Below are 18,891 nucleotides of genomic sequence, written 5' to 3'. Positions count from 1 at the left end.
AGCTGCTGAAGACATGACAGACTTTTTTGGCATTCCTTTGCCGGCGCTGCTCGGGCAGCTGCTGCTGGGCCTGGTGAACGGCTCGTTCTACGCGATGCTGTCGCTGGGCCTGGCCGTGATCTTCGGCATGCTCAACATCATCAACTTCGCCCATGGCGCCCTCTACATGATGGGCGCCTTCCTGGCCTGGATGGGCCTGGAATACCTGGGCCTCAATTACTGGGTGATGCTGCTGCTGGCGCCGCTGATCGTCGGCCTGCTGGGCATCCTGATCGAGCGACTGCTCTTGCAGTGGCTCTACAAGCTCGACCATATCTACGGCCTCTTGCTGACCTTCGGCATCACGCTGGTGATGGAGGGCATCTTCCGCAGCTTCTACGGCGTCTCGGGCCAGCAGTACAACGTGCCCGAGGCCTTGCAGGGCGCGACGAATCTGGGCTTCATGATCCTGCCGAACTACCGCGCCTGGGTCGTCGTCGCCTCGCTGATCGTCTGCTTCGCGGTCTGGGCCCTGATCGAGAAGACCTCGCTGGGCGCCACCTTGCGCGCCGGCACCGAGAACGCCAAGCTGGTGCAGGCCTTCGGCATCAATGTGCCGCGCATGATCACGCTGACCTATGCCGGCGGCGTCGCGCTGGCGGCCTTTGCCGGCGTGCTGGCCGCGCCCATCCTGCAGGTCACCGCGCTGATGGGCAGCAATCTGATCATCGTCGTGTTCGCGGTGGTCGTGATCGGCGGCATGGGATCGATCCTCGGCTCCATCCTGACCGGCCTGGGCCTGGGCATCATCGAGGGCCTGACCAAGGTGTTCTACCCCGAGGCCTCCAACACCGTGGTCTTTGTCGTGATGGCCATCGTCCTGCTGGTGCGCCCCGCCGGTCTGTTCGGTAAAGAGAAATGAACGACAAAAAGAACAACCCCCTGATCGGCTACGGCGCGCTGTTCCTGGCCGTCGCCCTCCTCCCCTGGCTGGGCGTCTACCCGATCTTCGTGATGAAGGTCATGTGCTATGCCCTCTTCGCCTGCGCCTTCAATCTGCTGATCGGCTTCACCGGCCTCCTGAGCTTCGGCCATGCCGCCTTTCTGGGCGCGGCCGCTTACGGCGCCGGCCATGCGCTGAAGGTCTGGGGCCTGCCGGCGCCGCTGGGCCTGCTGTTCGGCGCCGGGGCCGCGGCCGCCGTGGGCCTGGTGTTCGGCCTGCTGGCGATCCGCCGCTCGGGCATCTACTTCTCGATGATCACGCTGGCGCTGGCCCAGATGCTGTTCTTCTTCTTTCTGCAAGCGCCGTTCACCGGCGGCGAGGACGGGTTGCAGTCGGTGCCGCGCGGCAGCTTCTTCGGCATTGACCTGAGCAGCGACCTGAGCCTGTACTACGTGGTGCTGGCCATCTTCGGCGGCGGTTTCTGGCTGATCTACCGCACCGTGCACTCGCCCTTCGGCCAGGTGCTGACCTCGATCCGCGAGAACGAGGCCCGTGCCACCTCGCTGGGCTATGACGTCGACCGCTTCAAGCTGGTCGCCTTCGTGCTGTCGGCCGCGCTGGCCGGCCTGGCCGGCGCCACCAAGACCCTGGTGCTGGGCTTTGCGACCCTGACCGATGCGATCTGGACCACCTCGGGCCTGGTGATACTGATGACACTGGTCGGTGGCATGGGCACGATGATCGGCCCCATCGTCGGCGCGCTGATCATCATCGCGCTGGAGAACAAGATCGGCGATGCCGGCAAGGCCCTGGCCGAGATCACCGGCATCAACTGGTTCAACGGCCTGGGCGAATCGGTCAGCCTGGTCACCGGCCTGATCTTCATCATCTGCGTGCTGGCCTTCCGCCGCGGCGTGGTGGGCGAGGCGCTGGCGCTGTGGGACAAGCTCAAGGCCAAGCGACCCGCCTAGCGATCATCCCGCCAGACCGACGTAGACCTCCTGCACATCATCATGCGCGTCGATGGCAGCGAGGAAAGCCTCCACCTCCTCCAGCTCGGCCGCGCCCAGACCCGCCACCGGGTTCTTGGGCCGGTAGCCCAGCTTGGCGGAGAGGACGTTGAAGCCATGGGCCGGCAGCGCCTTGACGACCACGTCCAGATCGGCCGGCTCGCTGATGAACAGGGTCTGGCCCTCCTCCTCGCCCGGCTCGAAGTCCTGCGCGCCGGCCTCGATCGCGGCCAGTTCCGCATCGGCGCCGGCCGCGGCCGGTGCGCCCTCGATCAGGCCCACATGGTCGAAATCCCATGAGACCGAGCCGGCCGCGCCCAGCTGGCCCTTGCGGAACAGCACACGGATCTCCGAGACGGTGCGGTTGACGTTGTCGGTCAGGCACTCGACGATCAGCGGCACCCGGTGAGGCGTGAAGCCCTCATAGGTGACACGCTCGAACTGCACCGCCTCGCCCAGCAGGCCGGCGCCCTTCTTGATCGCGCGCTCCAGGGTCTCGCGCGGCATCGAGGCCTTCTTGGCCTGCTCGACCACCATGCGCAGCCGTGCGTTCATGTCCGGATCGGCGCCGCCGCGCGCGGCCTGCATGATCTCCTTGGACAGCTTGGTGAAGATGCGGCCCTTGGCATTGGCCGCCAGGTCCTTGTGTTTGGCTTTCCACTGTGCGCCCATCGCGGCTGCTCCTTGCTGATCTGCGGGTTGGTGGGGCGGGGTTATACACCCTCGCCGCTGGCACACAATGCGCGCACCATGCCCCAGCACGCCCACAAGCCCTCTTCCGTACGGATCGAAGCCCTCGCCCACCATCCCGAGGCCTTGCCGACGCTGGCGGCCTGGTTCGAGGCCGAGTGGCCGGGCTGGTATTGCAGCGGCCGTGGCGATGCGGCGGCCGATCTGCAGGGCTTCGCGCGGCTGGATGGGTTGCCGCTGGGCCTGATCGCGCTCGATGAGCAGGGCCGGCTGCTGGGCATCGCGGCGCTGAAGGCCGAATCCATCGCCAGCCACGGCCATCTGTCCCCCTGGGCGGCGGCCGGCTGCGTGGACCCGGCGCGACGCGGCCAGGGCATCGGCCTGCAACTGCTGCGCGGCTTGGAGGCACGGGCGGCCGCGCAGGGCTTCGAGCATCTCTACTGCGCCACCGGCAGCGCCGACAGCCTGCTGCGGCGCGCCGGCTGGCAGGCCATCGAGCACATCGCCCACGAGGGCCAGGCGCTGACGATCTACCGCAAGCCGCTGCGCCCAGCTGAGACAATGCCGGGGTCATGAGCACCGTCGTCCCCATCACCCCGTCCCGCCTGTCGCGGTACCTGGACCTGATCCGCTGGAACCGCCCCGCCGGCTGGCTGCTGCTGCTGTGGCCCACCCTGTCGGCGCTGTGGATCGCGGCCGATGGCTGGCCGGGCTGGCATCTGCTGATCGTGTTCACCTTGGGCACGGTGCTGATGCGCTCGGCCGGCTGCTGCGTCAACGATGTGGCCGACCGCGAGTTCGACAAGCATGTCAAGCGCACCGCCAACCGCCCGGTCACCAGCGGCGCGGTGTCGGTCAAGGAAGCGCTGCTGCTGGGGGCAGGTCTTGCGCTGGTGGCTTTCGCGTTGGTGCTGACGACCAACGCGCCGACCATCGTGCTGTCCTTCGCCGCGCTGGCCGTGGCGCTGATCTATCCCTATGCCAAGCGTCTGGTCGCAATGCCGCAGGCCGTGCTGGGCGTGGCCTTCAGCTTCGGCATCCCGATGGCCTTCTCGGCCGCGCTGGGCGGCAACAACTGGAGCTGGCCGGCGCTCAGCGGTGCGGTGCCGTTGTCGGCCTGGGCCCTGCTGCTGTCCAATCTGTTCTGGGTACTGGCCTATGACACCGAGTACGCGATGGTGGACCGCGACGACGACATCCGCATCGGCATCAAGACCTCGGCGCTGACGCTGGGCCGCTTCGATGTGGCCGGCGTGATGGCCTTCTACGCGATCTTTCTGGCCAGCTGGACCTGGCTGGGCCTGCGCTTCGGCCTGGGCTGGGTCTTTCTGCTGGGCGTGGCGGCAGCCGCCGCCCAGGTGCTGTGGCACTACACGCTGATCAAGGACCGCAGCCGCGAGGGCTGCTTCAAGGCCTTCCGGCAGAACCACTGGCTGGGCTTCGCGCTGTTCGCCGGCGCGGTGGCCGACCTGGCGCTGCGCGGCTGAGGAGGGCGCGATGGCCGGCTGGATCGCGTGGATGCTGACCGGTCTGGTGGCCACCGGCACCGCGCTGGCCGATACCGAGCTGCGCGGCACCACGGTGCGCATCTGCGACGACGCCGCCGAGTGGCCGCCCTACAGCTACTACCGCCGTGAGGCCGGCCGCAAGACCGCCCGGCTGGAGGGCTACTCGGTCGACGTGATCACGACGATCTTCGCCAAGCACGGCATCACCTTCAGCATCGAGCTGCTGCCCTGGAAGCGCTGCCTGTCCGAGCTCGCCGCCGGCCAGCGCTATCAGATGCTGCTGAGCGCCAGCGCCAATCCGGAACGGAAGGCCGGCTATCTGCTGTCGCAGCCCTACTACCGCACCCGCTATCACTATTTCTATTCCCGGCTGCGTCATCCCGAGGGCTTGCGCATCAAGGCCCCCGGCGACCTGAACCGCTACGCGCTGGGCGGCATCAACGGCTATGCCTACTCACGGCTGGAGGGCGTGGACCTGACGCGCATGCAGCGCACCATCAACTACCCGTCCCTGCTCCGCATGCTGCAGCTGGGCCGCATCGATGTGTTTGCCGAGGACATCGAGGTGATCCAGGGCCTGTCCAAGCTGGGCGCCGATCCGCTGGCCGGCGACCCGGCGCTGGGCCATGCGCCGCTGCCCGGTGTCGGCGACAACCTCTTTCACATGATGTTCAGCAAGAACCATCCGCTGGGCGCCCGCCTCAAGACCCTGGTGGACCGCGAGCTGGCGCTGATGGAGAGCAGCGGCCAGCTGCAGCGCTTGCTGGCGCGGCACCAGCCCTGAGAACGGCTCAGCGCACGCTCAAGTGCCGCAGAACGTCCGATACCCCGCAGTCAAGGCCGCCGGCGCCGGCTCGGCATAGCGCTGCAGCGCCGGGTCGGCGCTGAAAGGCTGGCGCAGCGCGGCCAGCAACGCTTCGGTCGGCGCCATATCGCCGCCCTCCGAGGCGGCTGCCAGCGCCTCCTCGACGCGGTGGTTGCGTGGAATCAGGCGCGGGTTGGCCGCGCGCAGCTGGGCCGGCGTGGCCGTGCAGGCGGCCTGCCAGTGCGCCAGCCAGGCGGCCAGGCCGGTGCTGTCATCGAACAGCGCATGCAGCGCGGCCTCATTGCCCTCGCGGGCCTCGGCCAGCGCGCGCCAGGCCTGGGTGAAGTCGGCGCCGCCCCGCTGCAGCAGGGCCAGCCAGGCGTCGGCCAGCGCCGCATCGGGCGCGCCCAGCTTGAGGCGCTGGCCCTCGCGCAGCGCCGCCTCGTACCAGGCAGGGAAGGCATCGATGACCTCGCTGACTTGGGCGATGGCCCGCTCGATCTCGGCCTCCGGGCCGTCCGGATCGACCATGGTCGGCAGCAGCGCCTCGGCCAGCCGGGCCAGGTTCCAGCGCGCGATCGCCGGCTGATTGCCATAGGCATAGCGGCCCTGCTGGTCGATCGAGCTGAAGCGGGTGGCCGGGTCGTAGCGCTCCATGAAGGCGCAGGGCCCGTAGTCGATGGTCTCGCCCGAGATCGTCATATTGTCGGTATTCATCACCCCGTGGATGAAGCCCAGATTCATCCACTGCGCGATCAGCCGCGCCTGGCGCCGCGCCACCGCGCCCAGCAGGGCCAGGGCCGGCACCGGCGCGTCGGCCAGCTCCGCATCGTGGCGGGCCAGCGCATAGGCCAGCAGGCGGCGCAGCGAATCGATATCGCCGCGCGCCGAGAAATACTGGAAGGTGCCGACGCGCAGATGGCTGGCCGCCACCCGGGTCAGCACCGCGCCGGGCAGCGGCTGCTCGCGGCGCACCGTCGTGCCGGTGGCCACCACGGCCAGCGCCCGGGTGCTCGGCACGCCCAGCGCCTGCATGGCCTCGCCGATCAGCAGCTCGCGCAGCATGGGCCCGACGGCGGCCCGCCCATCGCCGTTGCGTGAGAAGGGCGTGCGGCCCGAGCCCTTGAAGGCCAGGTCGCGGCGCCGGCCTTCGCGGTCGATCAGTTCGCCGATCAGCAGCGCCCGGCCGTCGCCCAGGCTGGGTGAGAAGCCGCCGAACTGGTGGCCGGCATAGGCCTGGGCGATGGTCTGAGCGCCGGCAGGCAGGGTATTGCCGGAGAACAGCGCAGCGGCCTGGTCGGCAGCCAGCGGCGGCAGGCCCAGCTCATCGGCCAGGGCCTGGTTCAGATAGAGCAGGCGCGGTGCCGGCGCGGCCTCCGGCCGGGCGGCGGCATAGAAAGCGGGGCCATCGAGCTCGCGGGCATAGCTGTTGTCGAAGGCAGGGAAAGAGGGGAGCGGCGTGATCGTCATGGCGCACAGCTTGCCAGTTCCTGCCGCCGCTGTCGCCTGTTCATGCGAACGTTATACTGTTACAGTAACGTTATTACATCGTTATAGACCTGACATCCATGACCCCTGCCGCTCTCTTCTCCAGGCCCCGGCTGCACCTTTTGGCTGCGCTGTCCTCCTTGCTGCTGGCCGCCTGCGGCGGCGGGTCGGGGGACGGCGACGACGGTCACGACGAGGGTCAGCGCATCGACAGCGCCGGCCGCCTGGCCCTGATCGAGGCCAACTCGCCCAGCCTGCGCCTGTACGAGCTGGACAGCGCAAGCGTGCTGAGCAGCTTCGCGCTGGCCAACACGCCCTCGGCCGTGCTGGCCAGCCCCAATTACCGCCATGCGCTGGCGGTGCAGCGGAACCAGGACCTGGTGCAGATCGCCGACGGCGGCCTGTGGCAGGAAGACCATGTCGACCATCTGCACGACTACAAGCAGGCGCCCAAGCGGCTCGCCGCCCGCATCAGCGGCGCCCGACCGACCCCTGACGCGGTGCATGAGGGCCGCGCCGCCTTCTTTATGGACGGCGTCGCAGCCGAGAACCGCAGCGCCCAGGTTCAGGTCTTCAACGAGGCCGCCATCGCCAGCGGCACGCCCGAGTCCAGCCTCACGCTGCCGCTGGCCATGCATGGCACGGCCGAGCCGCGCGGCAATTTCCTGTTGAGCACCTGGCGGGCCGCGACGGCTACCTCCACCCTGCCCAGCCATGTCGAGCTCTACCGCCGCAACGGCAGCAGCTGGCAGTTCGTGCAGCGCTTTGACACCCCCTGTCCCGATCTGCACGGCAGCTTCTCGAACAAGGACCACAGCGCCTTCGGCTGCAGCGACGGCGTGCTGCTGGTGACGCAGAGCGGCGAGAACTTCACGGCCCGCAAGCTGCCCAACCCGGCCGATATGCCGGCCAATGCGCGCATCGGCACCGTCATCGGCCACAGCCAGCTGACCACCCGGGTGGGCCTGGCCTCGCCAGGCCTGGTCTACGAGATCGACCCGGTAGCCGGCAGCCTCAAGAAGATCGCCTGGGCCGAGGGCCGCACCCGCCGCGCCCACGCCTTCGACCGCCAGGGCGGCAAGCTGATGCTGCTGGACGATCTGGGCACCCTGCACCTGCTCGATGCGCGCCGGCAGTGGGCCGCCATCAAGAGTCTGGCCGCCGTACCGGTCATGCCCACCGCCGCGCCCTTCCCGGCCATTGCCACCAGCCAGGCCCGCGACGAGGCCTGGATCTCCGACCCGCTGGGCCGCCAGCTGCTGCCCGTCGACACCGCCGCCGCCACGCTGCGCCCGGCCCTGAAGCTGGGCTTCGCGCCCGCCGGCCTGGCCTGGCTGGGTATCAAACGCTAAACCAACCGAGTCGATCCCATGAAACTGAAACTTTTGACCCTGGCCCTGGCCACCCCGCTGCTGGCCCAGGCCCAGTTCGCCAAGTCCGATGCGCTGCAGTGGGGGCTGGTGCTCGATGTCGGCGCGGCTTCGCGCGAGCTGGCCCTGGGTGCGCGGCCCCAGGGCGCCCACCTGGGCGGGCTGGAGCTGGGTGTGGCCAGCAATCTGGGCGAGCACTTCGCCGGCCGCGCCACGCTGGCCGCGCACAGCCACAGCCACGACGGCAAGAAGAAGATCGAGTCCGAACTGGAGGAGGCCTGGATCGAGACCCGCAGCCTGCCGGCCGGCCTGCAGCTGCGCGGTGGTCGCATGCTGGCCCAGCTGGGCTATCTGAACGAGCAGCATCCCCATGCCGACGATTTCAGCGAACGCCCTCTGCTCTACCGCAGCTTTCTCGGCGGCCACTATTTCGACAACGGCCTGCGCCTGTCCTGGACCGCACCGACCGCGCTGTACTGGCGCAGCGGCATCGAGCTGCTGAGCGGCAGCGAGCTCAACCCGGATGCCGAGGGCGCTCGCCCCAGCATCGCCGCCTGGGCCGCCAACACCAAGCTGGGCGGCGATATCGGCCGCAGCCAGAGCTGGCAGCTGGGCCTCTCCTATCTGCGCAACAAGGCACCGGGCAGCGGTGCCCATGAGCACGAGGAGGCCCACGAAGAGGAAGGCCACGACCACGCCCATGGCGCGCGCTACCAGGGCCGCCACCTGTGGATCGTCGACGGGGTCTGGAAGTGGTCGCCTGGCGGCAACAACGGCGTGCAGCAGCTGCGCCTGTCGGGCGAGCTGGCCCAGGTCAGCCGCCTGAACGAGTTCGCAGGGTCCGGCGATAAGCACCGCTCGGCCTATCTGGCCGCCGTCTGGCGCTTCTCACCGCAGTGGGAGACCGGGCTGCGCGTCGACAGCCTGTCGCTGCGCGAGCCGCATGGCGACCACTTCCACTCGGCCAAGCTGCGCGAGCAGACCCTGATGCTGGCCTGGAAGCCCTCGCATGCGCAGTCGCTGCGCCTGCAGTACAGCCGGCAGGATGATAGAGGCGGCTTCGATGCGGCCGCCAAGCGCTCGGTGCAGCTGCAATACATCGTCAGCTTCGGAGCCCATGGTGCGCACAGTTTCTAAGCTGGCCGGCCTGCTGATCAGCGCCTGCGCCACCCTACCGGCCCAGGCGCTGGAGGTCTTCACTTGCGAGCCCGAATGGGCGGCGCTGACCCGCGAACTGGCGCCCGAGGCCCGCGTCACCAGTGCCACCCATGCGCTGCAGGACCCGCACAATATCGAGGCCCGCCCGGCGCTGATCGCAGCGCTGCGCCGCGCCGATCTGGCCATCTGCACCGGGGCCTCGCTGGAGGCCGGCTGGCTGCCGATGCTGCAGCAGCGCTCCGGCAATGCCCGGGTGCAGGACGGCAAGCCCGGCATGTTCTATATCGAGGACGTGGTCGAGCTGATCGACAAGCGCAGGACGGTCGGCTTCAACGAAGGTCATGTGCATGCCGAGGGCAACCCGCATCTGCAGCTCGACCCGCGGCGCCTGCTGAGCGTGGCGGCGGTGCTGGCCGAGCGCCTGGCCACGCTGGATGCGTCACGCGCCGCCCAGATCCGCCAGCGTCACGCCGCCTGGGCGGCCGACTGGCAGCGTCGCATCCCGGCCTGGGAGCAGCGCGCCGCGCCGCTGCAGGGCCGGGCCGTGATCGGCCAGCACAGCACCTACGCCTATCTGTGGCTGTGGCTGAAGCTCCGGCAGGTGGCCGACCTGGAGCCCAAGCCGGGGCTGCCGCCGACGATGAGCCATCTGCAGCAGCTGCAACAGCAGGTGGCGCGCGAAAAACCGCTGGCCATCGTCACCAGCCTCTACCAGGACGAGAAGCCCGGCCGCTGGCTGGCCGAGCAGACGAAGCTGCCGCTGCTGCGCCTGCCAGCCACCGTGACCGACGAGGGCCCCGCCGCGACCCTGGCCGGCCTGTTCGACCAGCTGATCGCGCAGCTGCTCGCGAGCAGCAAGCCCTGATGCCACAAGACCTGACCCTCTTGCTGGCGCCGCTGCTGGGCGGCTGGCTGGTGCTGGCCACCCATCTGCCGCTGGGCCGCCAGGTGCTGGCGCGCGGCATCGTCTTCATCGACCTGGCGATCGCGCAGATGGCCGGCCTGGGGGTGCTGATGGCCGGCCAGCTGCTGGGGCACCCCGAGCATCCGAACGAGCTGCCGGCCTGGCTGGAGGCGCTGGCCCCCGTGCTGCCCCAGCTTTGCGGCGCGGTGGCGGCCCTTGCCGGTGCGCTGCTGGTGGCCGGGCTCTCGCGGCTGTGGCCCGAGCGGCGCGAGGCCTTGATCGGCCTGCTCTATATCGCGGCCGCCTCCACCGCCGTGCTGTGGGTCAGCGCCGACCCGCATGGCGCGCAAAAGCTCGGCGCCCTGCTGTCCGGCGATGTGCTGTGGGTGGACGGGCCGGCGCTCGTGCCGCTGGCCGGGGCCAGCGCGCTCTATCTGGGCCTGCGTCGCCTCAAGCCCGGCCTGCTGGACGGCGGCCCGGGCTTCTACCCGGCCTTCGCGCTGCTGGTCAGCCTCAGCGTGCCGCTGCTGGGCCTCTATCTGGTGTTCGCCACGCTGATCGTGCCGGCCCTGGTCGCGGCGCGGCGGCTGCCGGCCTGGCTGGCCGCGCTGCTGGGCGCGGCCGCCTATGCCCTGGGTCTGGGCCTGAGCTGGCGGCTGGACCTGCCGGCCGGGCCCATGGTGGTGCTGAGCCTGGTGGGCCTGGCCGGCCTGTCCCTGCTGCGCCCGGCTAAACTGCCCGCATGAGTAGCAGCGCCACCAAAACCAAGTCCGCCGAAACGGCGCTGGCCCGTCGGCTGGACGAGGCGCGCAGCCACTGCGAAGCGCGCGGCGCCCAGCTGACCGAGCAGCGCCGCGAGGTGCTGGAGCTGCTGCTGCGCCGCGCCGGCCATGCCAAGGCCTATGACATCCAGGAAGACATGCAAAGCCGCCATGGCCGGGTCGCGCCGACCACGGTCTACCGCGCGCTGGACTTCCTGATCGACCAGCATCTGGTCCACAAGGTCGACACGACCAATAGCTATGTGGTCTGCGAGCACGGCCACCATGCGCACCCGACGATGATGCTGATCTGCAGCAGTTGCGGCAGCATCCAGGAATGGCAGGCGCCGGGCTGGTTCGAAGGGCTGAAGGCCGCGCTGCGCGCCGACGCCAGCGGCTTCACACCGGCCGCGATCGAGATCAAGGGCCGCTGCGCGGCCTGCGCCACCTAGCGACCGTTTGCCAGCGCGCCGGCAATGGCCCGCATCACCGCCGCATGGTGGGCCCCGTCCAGCCAGCGCAGCACCACCACCGCATCCAGCGCCGGCTCGATCCACACCACATGGCCGCCCGCTCCCATCATGAAGAAGGCCTGCGGCGAGGCGCCGGGAAAGGCCTTGCCTTCGCGATTGAGCCAGACCAGGCGGCCGTAGAACGGCGCGATCGCGCAGGGCTCGGTCATGCCCGCCACCCAGCCGGCCGGCAGCAAAGCACGGCCCTCGTGGCGACCGTCCTGCAGCAGCAGCTGGCCGACACGGGCCTGGTCGCGGCTGCTGATCGAAACGCCCGCGCCCCAGTGCGTGCCGCCCGGCACCGACTGCACGCGCCGGCCATCGGCCAGCGTCACCCAGGCATCGTCATAGCCACGCCAGGCAAAGCCCGCACCGCCGCCGAGGGGCTTCAGGATCTCGTCCAGAAAGACCTCGGGCAGCGGTTTCTGGAACAGCTGCAGCAGGGCCAGCGCCAGCTGGTTGATGCGCACATCGTTGTATTCCCAATAGCTGCCCGGCGCCTGCAGCGGCCGTGCACCCCCCTTGGGTCCGCCGGCCGGGCGCGGGTCATTGGCCACCTTGCGCCAGCGGTCCACCGTGTCGGGCAGGCCGAAGCACTCGCCCTCCCATTCGCTGCTCTGGTCCAGCAGCTGGGCCCAGCTGATGGCCCGGTTGTGCGGGCTGTCGAAGCCGATGGCGGGCAGGCGCTGCGCCACCGGCGCCTGCAGATCGGGCAGCAGGCCCTCGCGCTGCGCGATGCCGGCCAGCAGGCACAGATAGGTCTTGGCCACGCTGAAGGTCAGATCGGCGCGGTCCGGCTCGCCCCAGGCGGCGATCTCGCGGCCGCGCTGCAGGATCACGCCGGACTGCGGGCCGCGCGGATGGACCGGGCCGCGCAGCCGGTTGTAGGGCGGCGGGTCTTCGTGATGCACGCCCCAGACGGCCGGATCGGCCAGCGGATCGCGCGGCCAGGGGGTTTCATGAGCCTGGGCCAGGGCGATGGCGGCGCTGAGGTCGGGTGTGGCGTTCATGCCCGCATTAGAGCCCGCGCCACGCGGCATGACCATCCGGGCAAAGCCGTGCGAGGCTCGCCCGGGCTAGTACCGATGGTCAGTGCGGCTCGGCGCTGCGCAGAATCACGCCATCATGTTCCAGCCCTCCAAGTCCGCCCTCCTCGTGCTGGTCCTGCTGTGCAGCGGCTGCCAAAGCCTTGCCGAGCTCGATGGCGACGGTAGCTTTGGCACGGTGGCGGCCCTGTACGCCAGCGCGCCCGATGCCAGTGCCGTGGCCCAGGGCCAGTTTGGCGCCGTGCCGATCGCGCTGGCGGCCGAGCATGAGCTGCAGGCCGCCGTCGGCTGCCCCGGCCTGAATTCGAGCCGGTTGCTGGCCCAGTGCATGCGCCACATCAAGACCGGTCAGCTCGGCTGGCTGCCGGCCCGCTCCGCCGCGCCGCTGGCCAAGCCGGCGGCCTCGGTGCTGCACCAATCCTGAGCGATGAGCACGCCGGCCTATCCACTGGCAGGCGGCTGCGATTGCCGCAGCGTCCGCTACCAGCTCGAGAGCGCGCCGCTGTTCGTCCACTGCTGCCATTGCCGCTGGTGCCAGCGCGAAAGCGGCTCGGCCTTCGCGCTCAACGCGATGATAGAGACCGAGCGCCTGAGACTGCTGGCCGGCACACCCGAGTGGGTCGATACCCCCTCAGCCAGCGGCAAGGGCCAGCTGATCGCGCGCTGCCCGCAATGCCGGATCGCGCTGTGGAGCCATTACGCCGGCGCCGGCCGCTCGATCAGCTTTGTGCGCGTGGGCACGCTGGATGAGCCTGACCATCTGCCGCCCGACATCCATATCTTCACCGCCTCCAAGCAGCCCTGGGTATTGCTCCCGCCGGGCACGCCGGCCGTGCCCGAGTACTACGAGCGCAAGACCTATTGGCCGGCCGAGAGCCTGGCACGACGCGCGGCGCTGCTTGCGGCTCAGTCGAAGGCATAGCGCCGGCGGCCCTCGCGCTTGGCGCGGTAGAGCGCCGCATCGGCGCGCGCGGTCAGTTGCTGGGGCGTCGCCGTGCCGCCGCGCAAGGTGGCCACGCCGATGCTGGTGCCCACGCTGAGATCGAGCCCCTCGCCAAGGTCTATCGGATCGCGCATCGCGTCGAGGATTTTCTGCGCGACGGCGGCCGCATCGCCGGCCTCGGCCAGGCCTTCGAGCACCAGCACGAACTCGTCGCCGGCCAGCCGGGCCACCAGATCGGTGCTGCGCACGCAGTCGCGCAGCCGCGCGGCGAACTGCTGCAGCACCGCATCGCCGACGCCATGGCCGTGGCCGTCATTGATGGTCTTGAAGTGGTCGATGTCGAGAAACAGCAGGGCCAGCAGGCTGTCGGCATCGCGGCGGCCACGGGCCAGCGCCAGTTCAAGCCGCTCATCGAACTGGCGCCGGTTCGGCAAGCCCGTCAAGGTGTCGGAGCGCGCCAGCTCGGCCAGGCGCTGCTCGGCCAGCTTCATCGGCGTGATATCGGTGCTGAGCGCGTAGATGCCGACGACGCGACCATCGGGGTGTTGATCGGGGATGTAGGTGTTCTGGATGTGCCGGGTGATGCCCATTGCGGTCGAGCAGAGCTCGAACTGCTGGCGCTCGCCGGCCAGCGCTTGGCGAAGCCGCGGCTCGCGCTGGGCAAACAGCTCGGCGCCGATGACCTCCTGCAGCGGCCGGCCCAGCGCGGCGGCCGGGTCTATGCCCAGCCATTCGAGAAAGGTGGCGTTGAGGAAGCGCAGGCGCAGCTGCGCGTCCAGATAGGTGATCAGCACCGGCAGGCTGTCGGCAATCGCGCGCATGCCCTGCTCGCTGGCGACCACGCGCGCCTCGATGGCCTTGCGCTCGCTGATGTCGACCGAGACCGAGTAGAAGCCGCGCACCGCGCCGTCGGCATCGACATCGGGCACATAGCTTTGCTGGAAGTGGTGTTCGCGCCCGGCAATCGTGGAGCTGCTTTCGAACTCGACCCGCTGGCCCTGCATGACCCGGTCGATCTGGGGCTGCAACTTGGCCGCCGCCGCCTCGCCGCGAACCTCGGCCACGGTCTTGCCCAGCAGCGCCTCGGGCGTGAGGCCGTAAACCTTGCTCACCTGGGCATTGGCAAACACCAGACGGGAGGCGGCATCGAACTGGGTGATCAGCGCCGGCACATTGTCGGCAATGCTGCGCATGCGTTGCTCGGCGACCCTCAGCCGCCGGCCGGCGCTGAGCACCTGCCACAGCGCCAGCGCGGCGAACAGGGCCAGCAGCGACAGGCCCAACAGAAGCCAGAGCTTGGTCTGACCGGCATCACGGCCGAGCTGCTCGGTCAGCGCCGTGCGCTCGGCACGCAGCCTGGCCATCGTGGACCCCAGCAGGCTGCGCAGCTCATCCATCTGCCGCTGGCCCGCGTCGCTGAGCACCACGGCCCGAGCCTGTTCAGCCCGGCCGGCGTCCTGCAGCGCGATCGTGCGAGTCAGCTCTTCAAGCTTCAGACTGACGAGCTCGCGCACCCGCTGCAGATCCTGGCGCTGCTGGCCTTGCGGATACAGCTGAAGCACCGCCGCCAGCCTGGCATCCAGATTCTCCATGGCCGCCAGATAGGGCTGCAGATAGTGGGCGCGGCCGGTCAGCAGATAGCCGCGTTGACCGGTTTCCGCATTCAGCAGATCGATCAGCAGATTGTTGTGCGAGCGCAGCTCGACATTGATGGCGTCCTGGCGCTCGATCTGCGCCGCCGCCTGCCTGGCCCGCAAGGCCAGCACCGTCGTCACCACCGCCATCGCGAGCAGGGCCAGCAATAGCAGCATCACGCCGCGCCCGAGGGAGTTGGGCTCCTCCTGCCTCGACATGCTGCGCCTGAAAGGCATCTCGGCCATTCCCGTCTGCAAGAATCACCCTGATCGCACGCCTGCCGCAGCAGCACGGCGTTGTTGCTTGTGTTTCAGCGGGATTATGGCGGCGCCCTGTGCTGGGCCGGCAGCCCTGTTCAAGGGGCCGTCGGATTCAGCCCACGGCCAGCCGGCCCAGCAAACGCGGCGAACCATCGGCCTGCACGCCCAGCAGCAGACCTTCGCCCGACGCGCTGTTGACGCCCAGCAGATCGCCGAGCACGAACATATGCGTGACCCAGACCTCGAATCGGCCCGGCTGCTTCGTCGCCGCCAGCAAGGCCCGGCGCAGCTCGGTCAGCGACTGCGCATTGGTCGCTTCGGTGCCGGCGCGCGGCGAGCCCAGCGCGGCCCAGGCCGACGCCGAGCCAAAGGCCAGTTCGGCCGTTTCGACGCAGCGGCACCAGGGGCTACTGCGCACCGCCGCCGGCCGCAGGCCCTGGGCCTGGAACCAGGCGCCGATGCGGCGCGCCTGGGCCCGGCCCTCGTCATTGAGATTGCGCTGCGTGCCGCAGTCGCCGAGCTTGAATCCGGGCGGGTCGAAAGTGCCAGGCGCCAGCGCATGGCGGAAGGCGATCACGACGCCGCCGGTTTTCAGCAAAGCGGCCGCATCATCCTGAGCGCGAACCAGCGATGGAAGGGACGCGCCTGCCATGGCCATCAGACAGTCGCGACGCGAAATCCTGTTCATCATGAGCCTACCCTGGGAAGCCAGAACAGCGGGCATGATGCCGGCCTTGCCCTGGCGACGCGACACGCCGAGGGCAAGCCAGTAATTGCAACGCGGGCTTGAATGCGGCCTTAGAGCAACTTGGCCTTCTTCAAGTAGCTTTCAACCTCCTTAAAGCTGCCGTCCTCGCCCGCATAGCGAACGACATTGCGCACCGTGCGCAGCCACTCCAGCGTGGACGGCTGCTGGCTGCTAAAGGCAAGCTCAAAGTCGGTCATGTTCAGCCCGCGCTCACGCCCTTCCAAGCCGTCGGCCAGGGCAGACTCCTTGGCCAGCTCGATCAGGCCGTCGATATCGGCGCCGGAGTAGTGCTCGGCGCGGGCGGCCAGCGCCTGCAGATCCAGCGCATCCGCCGGCACACCCAGCAGCTTGATACGCAGCATCTCGGCCCGCGCCGCCGCATCAGGCGGGGCGACAAAGACCTGGCGCGAGAAGCGGCCGGGCCGCTTCATCGCGTCGTCCACATCCCAAGGCATATTGGTCGCGGCCAGCACCAGCACGCCCTTGTTGTCGCGGCCCAGGCCGTCGAGCTGCGACAGAAATTCGTTGACCACGGTACGCGCACTCGAAGCTGCGGCCTTGGAGCGGGCATAGGCCAGCGCGTCCAGCTCGTCGAAGAACAGCACACAGGGCGCATCACGACGCGCCCGTTCGAACATCGCGGCCAGATTGCGCTCGCTCTCGCCCATCCACATCGCGAGCACATCGGCAATGCCTACCGAGATGAAGCCTGCCTTGCACTCATTGGCGACAGCTCGCGCCAGCATGGTCTTGCCACAGCCCGGCGGGCCGTACAGCAGGATGCCGCCGCCGCTTCCCATGCGGAAGCGCTGGAAAAGCCCGGGGTTGAGGAAGGGTTCGATGATCTTCAGGCGTATGGTCTTTTTCAATGCCTCCATGCCGACGATGCTGGAAAACCGCAGCTTGTCCTCGGCCACCTGTTGGATGGCCTGGACGCGCGCCGACGCAGCCGCCACCAGTTGCAGCTTGGGCGTCGCTGACTCGCGGGGCAGAGCCTGGGCGGCCAGGTGCTCCAGCTCCTGCTCTGGCTCAAAGCCCGTCAGGCTGCGCGCACGCTCATAGTCGCTCATGGCCTGCTCGTGACGGTTCTGGCGCAGCTGGCATAGGGCCTGCAGCACCCAGCCCCGCGCATCACCGGGTTGTTGCTGGCACAACAGCTCGGCCTGGGCTTGTGCGTCGGGGGCGCGGGCCTGTTCCAGCAAGGCCTGGACATAGGTCTGCCGCAGACCATGGTCGAACGGCGCACGCAGCAGCGCCTGTTCCAGCTCTTTCATCGTGTCGATCTCCTCCCGGCCTCCGTCCATCTTCTCAGCCCCTCCGATTCAGCCAGCGTCTCAGCATTGGCGGCCAGACCCAGCTGTAGATCACATAGCAGAACAGCAGTACCAGAAAGGGCCCCCCGGCGGCCGGCCACCAGAGGTCCAGCATGCGGCCACCCAGCACGCCCAGGGCCCAGATGCCGATAGCACCCGCCCAGCCCCAGCGACGCATCGGCCACAACGGCTTCAAGCTCCAGTGATTGACGGCCGCCAGCGCCTGCACGAGTGCCAGCAGTTGCGCATCGTCCGGCTGGGCACGGAGCAGTTCGCGAGCCAGCCGATAGGCCTCGCCGCCACGACCGGCCTCGTCCAGCGCGTAGACCAGCAGGCGCAGGGTCTGGCCGTCCTGCGGGTCGTCGATGATCAGTCGTAGCAAGGCCTTGTTATCGCTTCCGGTACGGCCACGAGCCAGTTCGCACATGGCATGCACGCGCAGGCACTCGGCGTCGTTGGGCGCACGTTGCAAGGCCTCTGCGACCAATGCCTCGGCCTTGCCAAAATTGAGGGCACGCAACATCAATCGAGCATAGCGAGCGTAGTACCCCGGGTGCTGGGGCCAGTCGCGAAGCAGGCCGAGTATCAGGGCCTCGGCCTCGGCCAACTGGCCCTCCTCCATCTCGATCCAGAACAGCAGATGACGCGCATCGGCATGGTCCGGCTGTTGACGCAGCAGCTGACCCAGGGTCAAACGGGCATCGGCATTGCGGTCGGCCAGATAGTCGGCACGCGCCGACTCATAGAGCAAGCCAGCATGGCCGGGCTCGCTCTTCAGACCCTGGACCAGTAGGGCGCGTGCCGGCTCGATACGGCGCCGGTCCAGCAGCGCACTGGCCTGAAGCAGCAGTTGGTCGATGCCCAAGCTTGATTGCTCCACGCTCATGACAGCAATACCTGCAACAGCCCGCCGACCGCCCAGGCCAGCACTATGAGTGCGATGCCAGGTAGCAGCCCCTTTGGCTGGGCCAGACCCATCAAGCGGCAGACCGACTGCTCCTGCCGATGCCGCCAGGCAGCAACGCCGGCCAGGGCCAGGCCAAGGGCGCGCAAAAGCAGGGACTGCATTCTGGGAATAGCGATCAGCTCCGGCCCGGCTCGTTGCCACCAAAGCAGCAGACCCAGGTAGATTGCCGCTCCTGCCGCAATAGGAACAACATCCCGTCGCCAGCGCCCGAGACGCAAGCTGTTCAGCGCAAAGCAGCCTAGCGCGGCCGGTGGCCCACCGAAGAATGCGCTCAGGAACAGAACCTGGTTACTGTAGGGGGCTGCCGCCAATGCGCCATTGGCTGGCAAGCTGGGCCGCAGCAAATCCTCACGAACATCGGACATCTTGTGCTTTGCAGCGCCTGCCCACTCCTCCCCAGGTGTGTCCGGCGGCGCCTTGTGCGACCGCATTGTGCCCGCAGCCGGCATCAATGCAAGAGGCAGACCAGGCAGGACGACTTTCAGCGCCGCAGCGGCTGCCGCCCGGCCAGCGCCGGCGCGAACAACTCCATCACCCGCAGCTGCGCGCCGCAGCGGCGGAACACCGAGTTGCGCGACCACAGCATCTGCGGCGAGGCCTCGGTGCCGGTGGCGGCGAGCCACTGCTTTTGCATCTGGCGCCGCGTGTGGCCGTGGCGCGAGAGCCGGCGCGGCTGCAGCTCGCTGCGCGCAACGCGCCGGTCGGCATAGAGCAGATGGCCCAGCGGCTTGGCGCCCAGGCCCTTCAGCGCCTTCCAGGGCCCGGCCAGCGCGCTGGCGTGCAGGGCCGAGCGGGCCCAGACCAGGGGCTGGCCGTCGACCCGCAGGATCACCTCGCGCACCACGGTGCAG

Annotated in this window: 21 protein-coding genes; 12 read left to right on the top strand and 9 right to left on the bottom strand. The window is 69.0% G+C overall.

The window, feature by feature from the left end:
• The first annotated feature begins 13 nt into the window (after positions 1-13).
• Together PO768_RS14805 and PO768_RS14800 are read left to right on the top strand one after the other, a co-directional pair.
• Positions 14-901, top strand: a complete 888-nt coding sequence (locus PO768_RS14805; RefSeq protein ID WP_137944308.1) for a branched-chain amino acid ABC transporter permease — start codon at positions 14-16, stop codon at positions 899-901.
• Complete coding sequence (locus tag PO768_RS14800) at positions 898-1,893, top strand: branched-chain amino acid ABC transporter permease (protein ID WP_137944309.1); 996 nt, start codon at positions 898-900, stop codon at positions 1,891-1,893. The genes PO768_RS14805 and PO768_RS14800 overlap by 4 nt, the downstream gene beginning before the upstream one ends.
• 3 nt (positions 1,894-1,896) lie before the next feature.
• Here the strand turns inward: PO768_RS14800 and PO768_RS14795 are convergent, their stop codons facing one another.
• Positions 1,897-2,604, bottom strand: a complete 708-nt coding sequence (locus PO768_RS14795; RefSeq protein WP_262972127.1) for a YebC/PmpR family DNA-binding transcriptional regulator — start codon at positions 2,602-2,604, stop codon at positions 1,897-1,899.
• Between the two features lie 78 nt (positions 2,605-2,682).
• Here PO768_RS14795 and PO768_RS14790 point away from each other — a divergent pair, with 78 nt between their 5' ends.
• Genes PO768_RS14790 through PO768_RS14780 form a run of 3 tightly spaced genes read left to right on the top strand, consistent with a single transcriptional unit; the run spans position 2,683 to position 4,914 of the window.
• Positions 2,683-3,198 (top strand): GNAT family N-acetyltransferase, encoded by a 516-nt coding sequence (locus PO768_RS14790; RefSeq protein ID WP_272646666.1) that lies wholly within the window; start codon positions 2,683-2,685, stop codon positions 3,196-3,198.
• The gene (ubiA, locus tag PO768_RS14785) at positions 3,195-4,109 is read left to right on the top strand and encodes a 4-hydroxybenzoate octaprenyltransferase (protein WP_272646665.1); all 915 of its coding nucleotides are present in this window, start codon (positions 3,195-3,197) and stop codon (positions 4,107-4,109) included. Before PO768_RS14790 ends, ubiA begins: the two co-directional genes overlap by 4 nt.
• Positions 4,110-4,119: 10 nt before the next feature.
• On the top strand, positions 4,120-4,914 hold the full coding sequence (locus PO768_RS14780) for a substrate-binding periplasmic protein (protein WP_272646664.1): 795 nt from the start codon (positions 4,120-4,122) through the stop codon (positions 4,912-4,914).
• Positions 4,915-4,932: 18 nt separating this feature from the next.
• Here the strand turns inward: PO768_RS14780 and PO768_RS14775 are convergent, their stop codons facing one another.
• On the bottom strand, positions 4,933-6,405 hold the full coding sequence (locus PO768_RS14775) for a protein adenylyltransferase SelO (RefSeq protein ID WP_272646663.1): 1,473 nt from the start codon (positions 6,403-6,405) through the stop codon (positions 4,933-4,935).
• A gap of 98 nt (positions 6,406-6,503) precedes the next feature.
• Between PO768_RS14775 and PO768_RS14770 the strand changes: the two genes are divergently transcribed.
• The 5 genes from PO768_RS14770 to PO768_RS14750 are packed head-to-tail and all read left to right on the top strand — an operon-like array spanning position 6,504 to position 11,068.
• Entirely contained in the window at positions 6,504-7,775 is a 1,272-nt protein-coding gene (locus tag PO768_RS14770) for a hypothetical protein (RefSeq protein WP_272646662.1), read from the top strand.
• A gap of 18 nt (positions 7,776-7,793) precedes the next feature.
• A complete protein-coding gene (locus PO768_RS14765) occupies positions 7,794-8,930 on the top strand; it encodes a hypothetical protein (protein WP_272646661.1) in 1,137 nt (378 codons plus the stop codon).
• The gene (locus tag PO768_RS14760; RefSeq protein WP_272646660.1) at positions 8,911-9,816 is read left to right on the top strand and encodes a metal ABC transporter substrate-binding protein; all 906 of its coding nucleotides are present in this window, start codon (positions 8,911-8,913) and stop codon (positions 9,814-9,816) included. Before PO768_RS14765 ends, PO768_RS14760 begins: the two co-directional genes overlap by 20 nt.
• A complete protein-coding gene (locus PO768_RS14755; RefSeq protein ID WP_272646659.1) occupies positions 9,816-10,601 on the top strand; it encodes a metal ABC transporter permease in 786 nt (261 codons plus the stop codon). The genes PO768_RS14760 and PO768_RS14755 overlap by 1 nt, the downstream gene beginning before the upstream one ends.
• Complete coding sequence (locus tag PO768_RS14750) at positions 10,598-11,068, top strand: Fur family transcriptional regulator (protein ID WP_272646658.1); 471 nt, start codon at positions 10,598-10,600, stop codon at positions 11,066-11,068. Before PO768_RS14755 ends, PO768_RS14750 begins: the two co-directional genes overlap by 4 nt.
• On the opposite strand, the gene PO768_RS14745 is transcribed toward PO768_RS14750, so the two are convergent.
• Positions 11,065-12,138, bottom strand: a complete 1,074-nt coding sequence (locus PO768_RS14745) for a serine hydrolase domain-containing protein (protein WP_272646657.1) — start codon at positions 12,136-12,138, stop codon at positions 11,065-11,067. The two genes, PO768_RS14750 and PO768_RS14745, sit on opposite strands and share 4 nt — an antisense overlap.
• 115 nt (positions 12,139-12,253) lie before the next feature.
• Between PO768_RS14745 and PO768_RS14740 the strand changes: the two genes are divergently transcribed.
• Positions 12,254-12,598 carry a hypothetical protein gene (locus PO768_RS14740; protein ID WP_272646656.1) on the top strand — a complete coding sequence of 115 codons (345 nt, stop codon included), beginning with the start codon at positions 12,254-12,256 and terminating at the stop codon, positions 12,596-12,598.
• Positions 12,599-12,601: 3 nt separating this feature from the next.
• The gene (locus PO768_RS14735) at positions 12,602-13,096 is read left to right on the top strand and encodes a GFA family protein (protein ID WP_272646655.1); all 495 of its coding nucleotides are present in this window, start codon (positions 12,602-12,604) and stop codon (positions 13,094-13,096) included.
• Here the strand turns inward: PO768_RS14735 and PO768_RS14730 are convergent.
• The 6 genes from PO768_RS14730 to PO768_RS14705 form a co-directional block, all read right to left on the bottom strand.
• Entirely contained in the window at positions 13,081-14,997 is a 1,917-nt protein-coding gene (locus PO768_RS14730; protein WP_272646654.1) for a diguanylate cyclase domain-containing protein, read from the bottom strand. The two genes, PO768_RS14735 and PO768_RS14730, sit on opposite strands and share 16 nt — an antisense overlap.
• Positions 14,998-15,124: 127 nt before the next feature.
• Entirely contained in the window at positions 15,125-15,610 is a 486-nt protein-coding gene (locus PO768_RS14725; protein ID WP_336297770.1) for a histidine phosphatase family protein, read from the bottom strand.
• A gap of 200 nt (positions 15,611-15,810) precedes the next feature.
• On the bottom strand, positions 15,811-17,034 hold the full coding sequence (locus PO768_RS14720; protein ID WP_272646652.1) for an ATP-binding protein: 1,224 nt from the start codon (positions 17,032-17,034) through the stop codon (positions 15,811-15,813).
• Positions 17,035-17,068: 34 nt separating this feature from the next.
• A complete protein-coding gene (locus tag PO768_RS14715) occupies positions 17,069-17,959 on the bottom strand; it encodes a tetratricopeptide repeat protein (protein ID WP_272646651.1) in 891 nt (296 codons plus the stop codon).
• Positions 17,956-18,405, bottom strand: coding sequence for a hypothetical protein (locus PO768_RS14710; protein WP_272646650.1), 450 nt, complete (start codon positions 18,403-18,405; stop codon positions 17,956-17,958). The genes PO768_RS14715 and PO768_RS14710 overlap by 4 nt, the downstream gene beginning before the upstream one ends.
• A gap of 116 nt (positions 18,406-18,521) precedes the next feature.
• Positions 18,522-18,891: chorismate--pyruvate lyase family protein (locus PO768_RS14705; protein WP_272646649.1), on the bottom strand; the 370-nt coding region annotated here is incomplete at its 5' end.

This window comes from Paucibacter sp. XJ19-41 (assembly GCF_028462495.1).
In the GTDB taxonomy this organism is placed as follows: domain Bacteria; phylum Pseudomonadota; class Gammaproteobacteria; order Burkholderiales; family Burkholderiaceae_C; genus Roseateles_E.
This window is presented reverse-complemented; position numbering and strand designations above follow the sequence as displayed.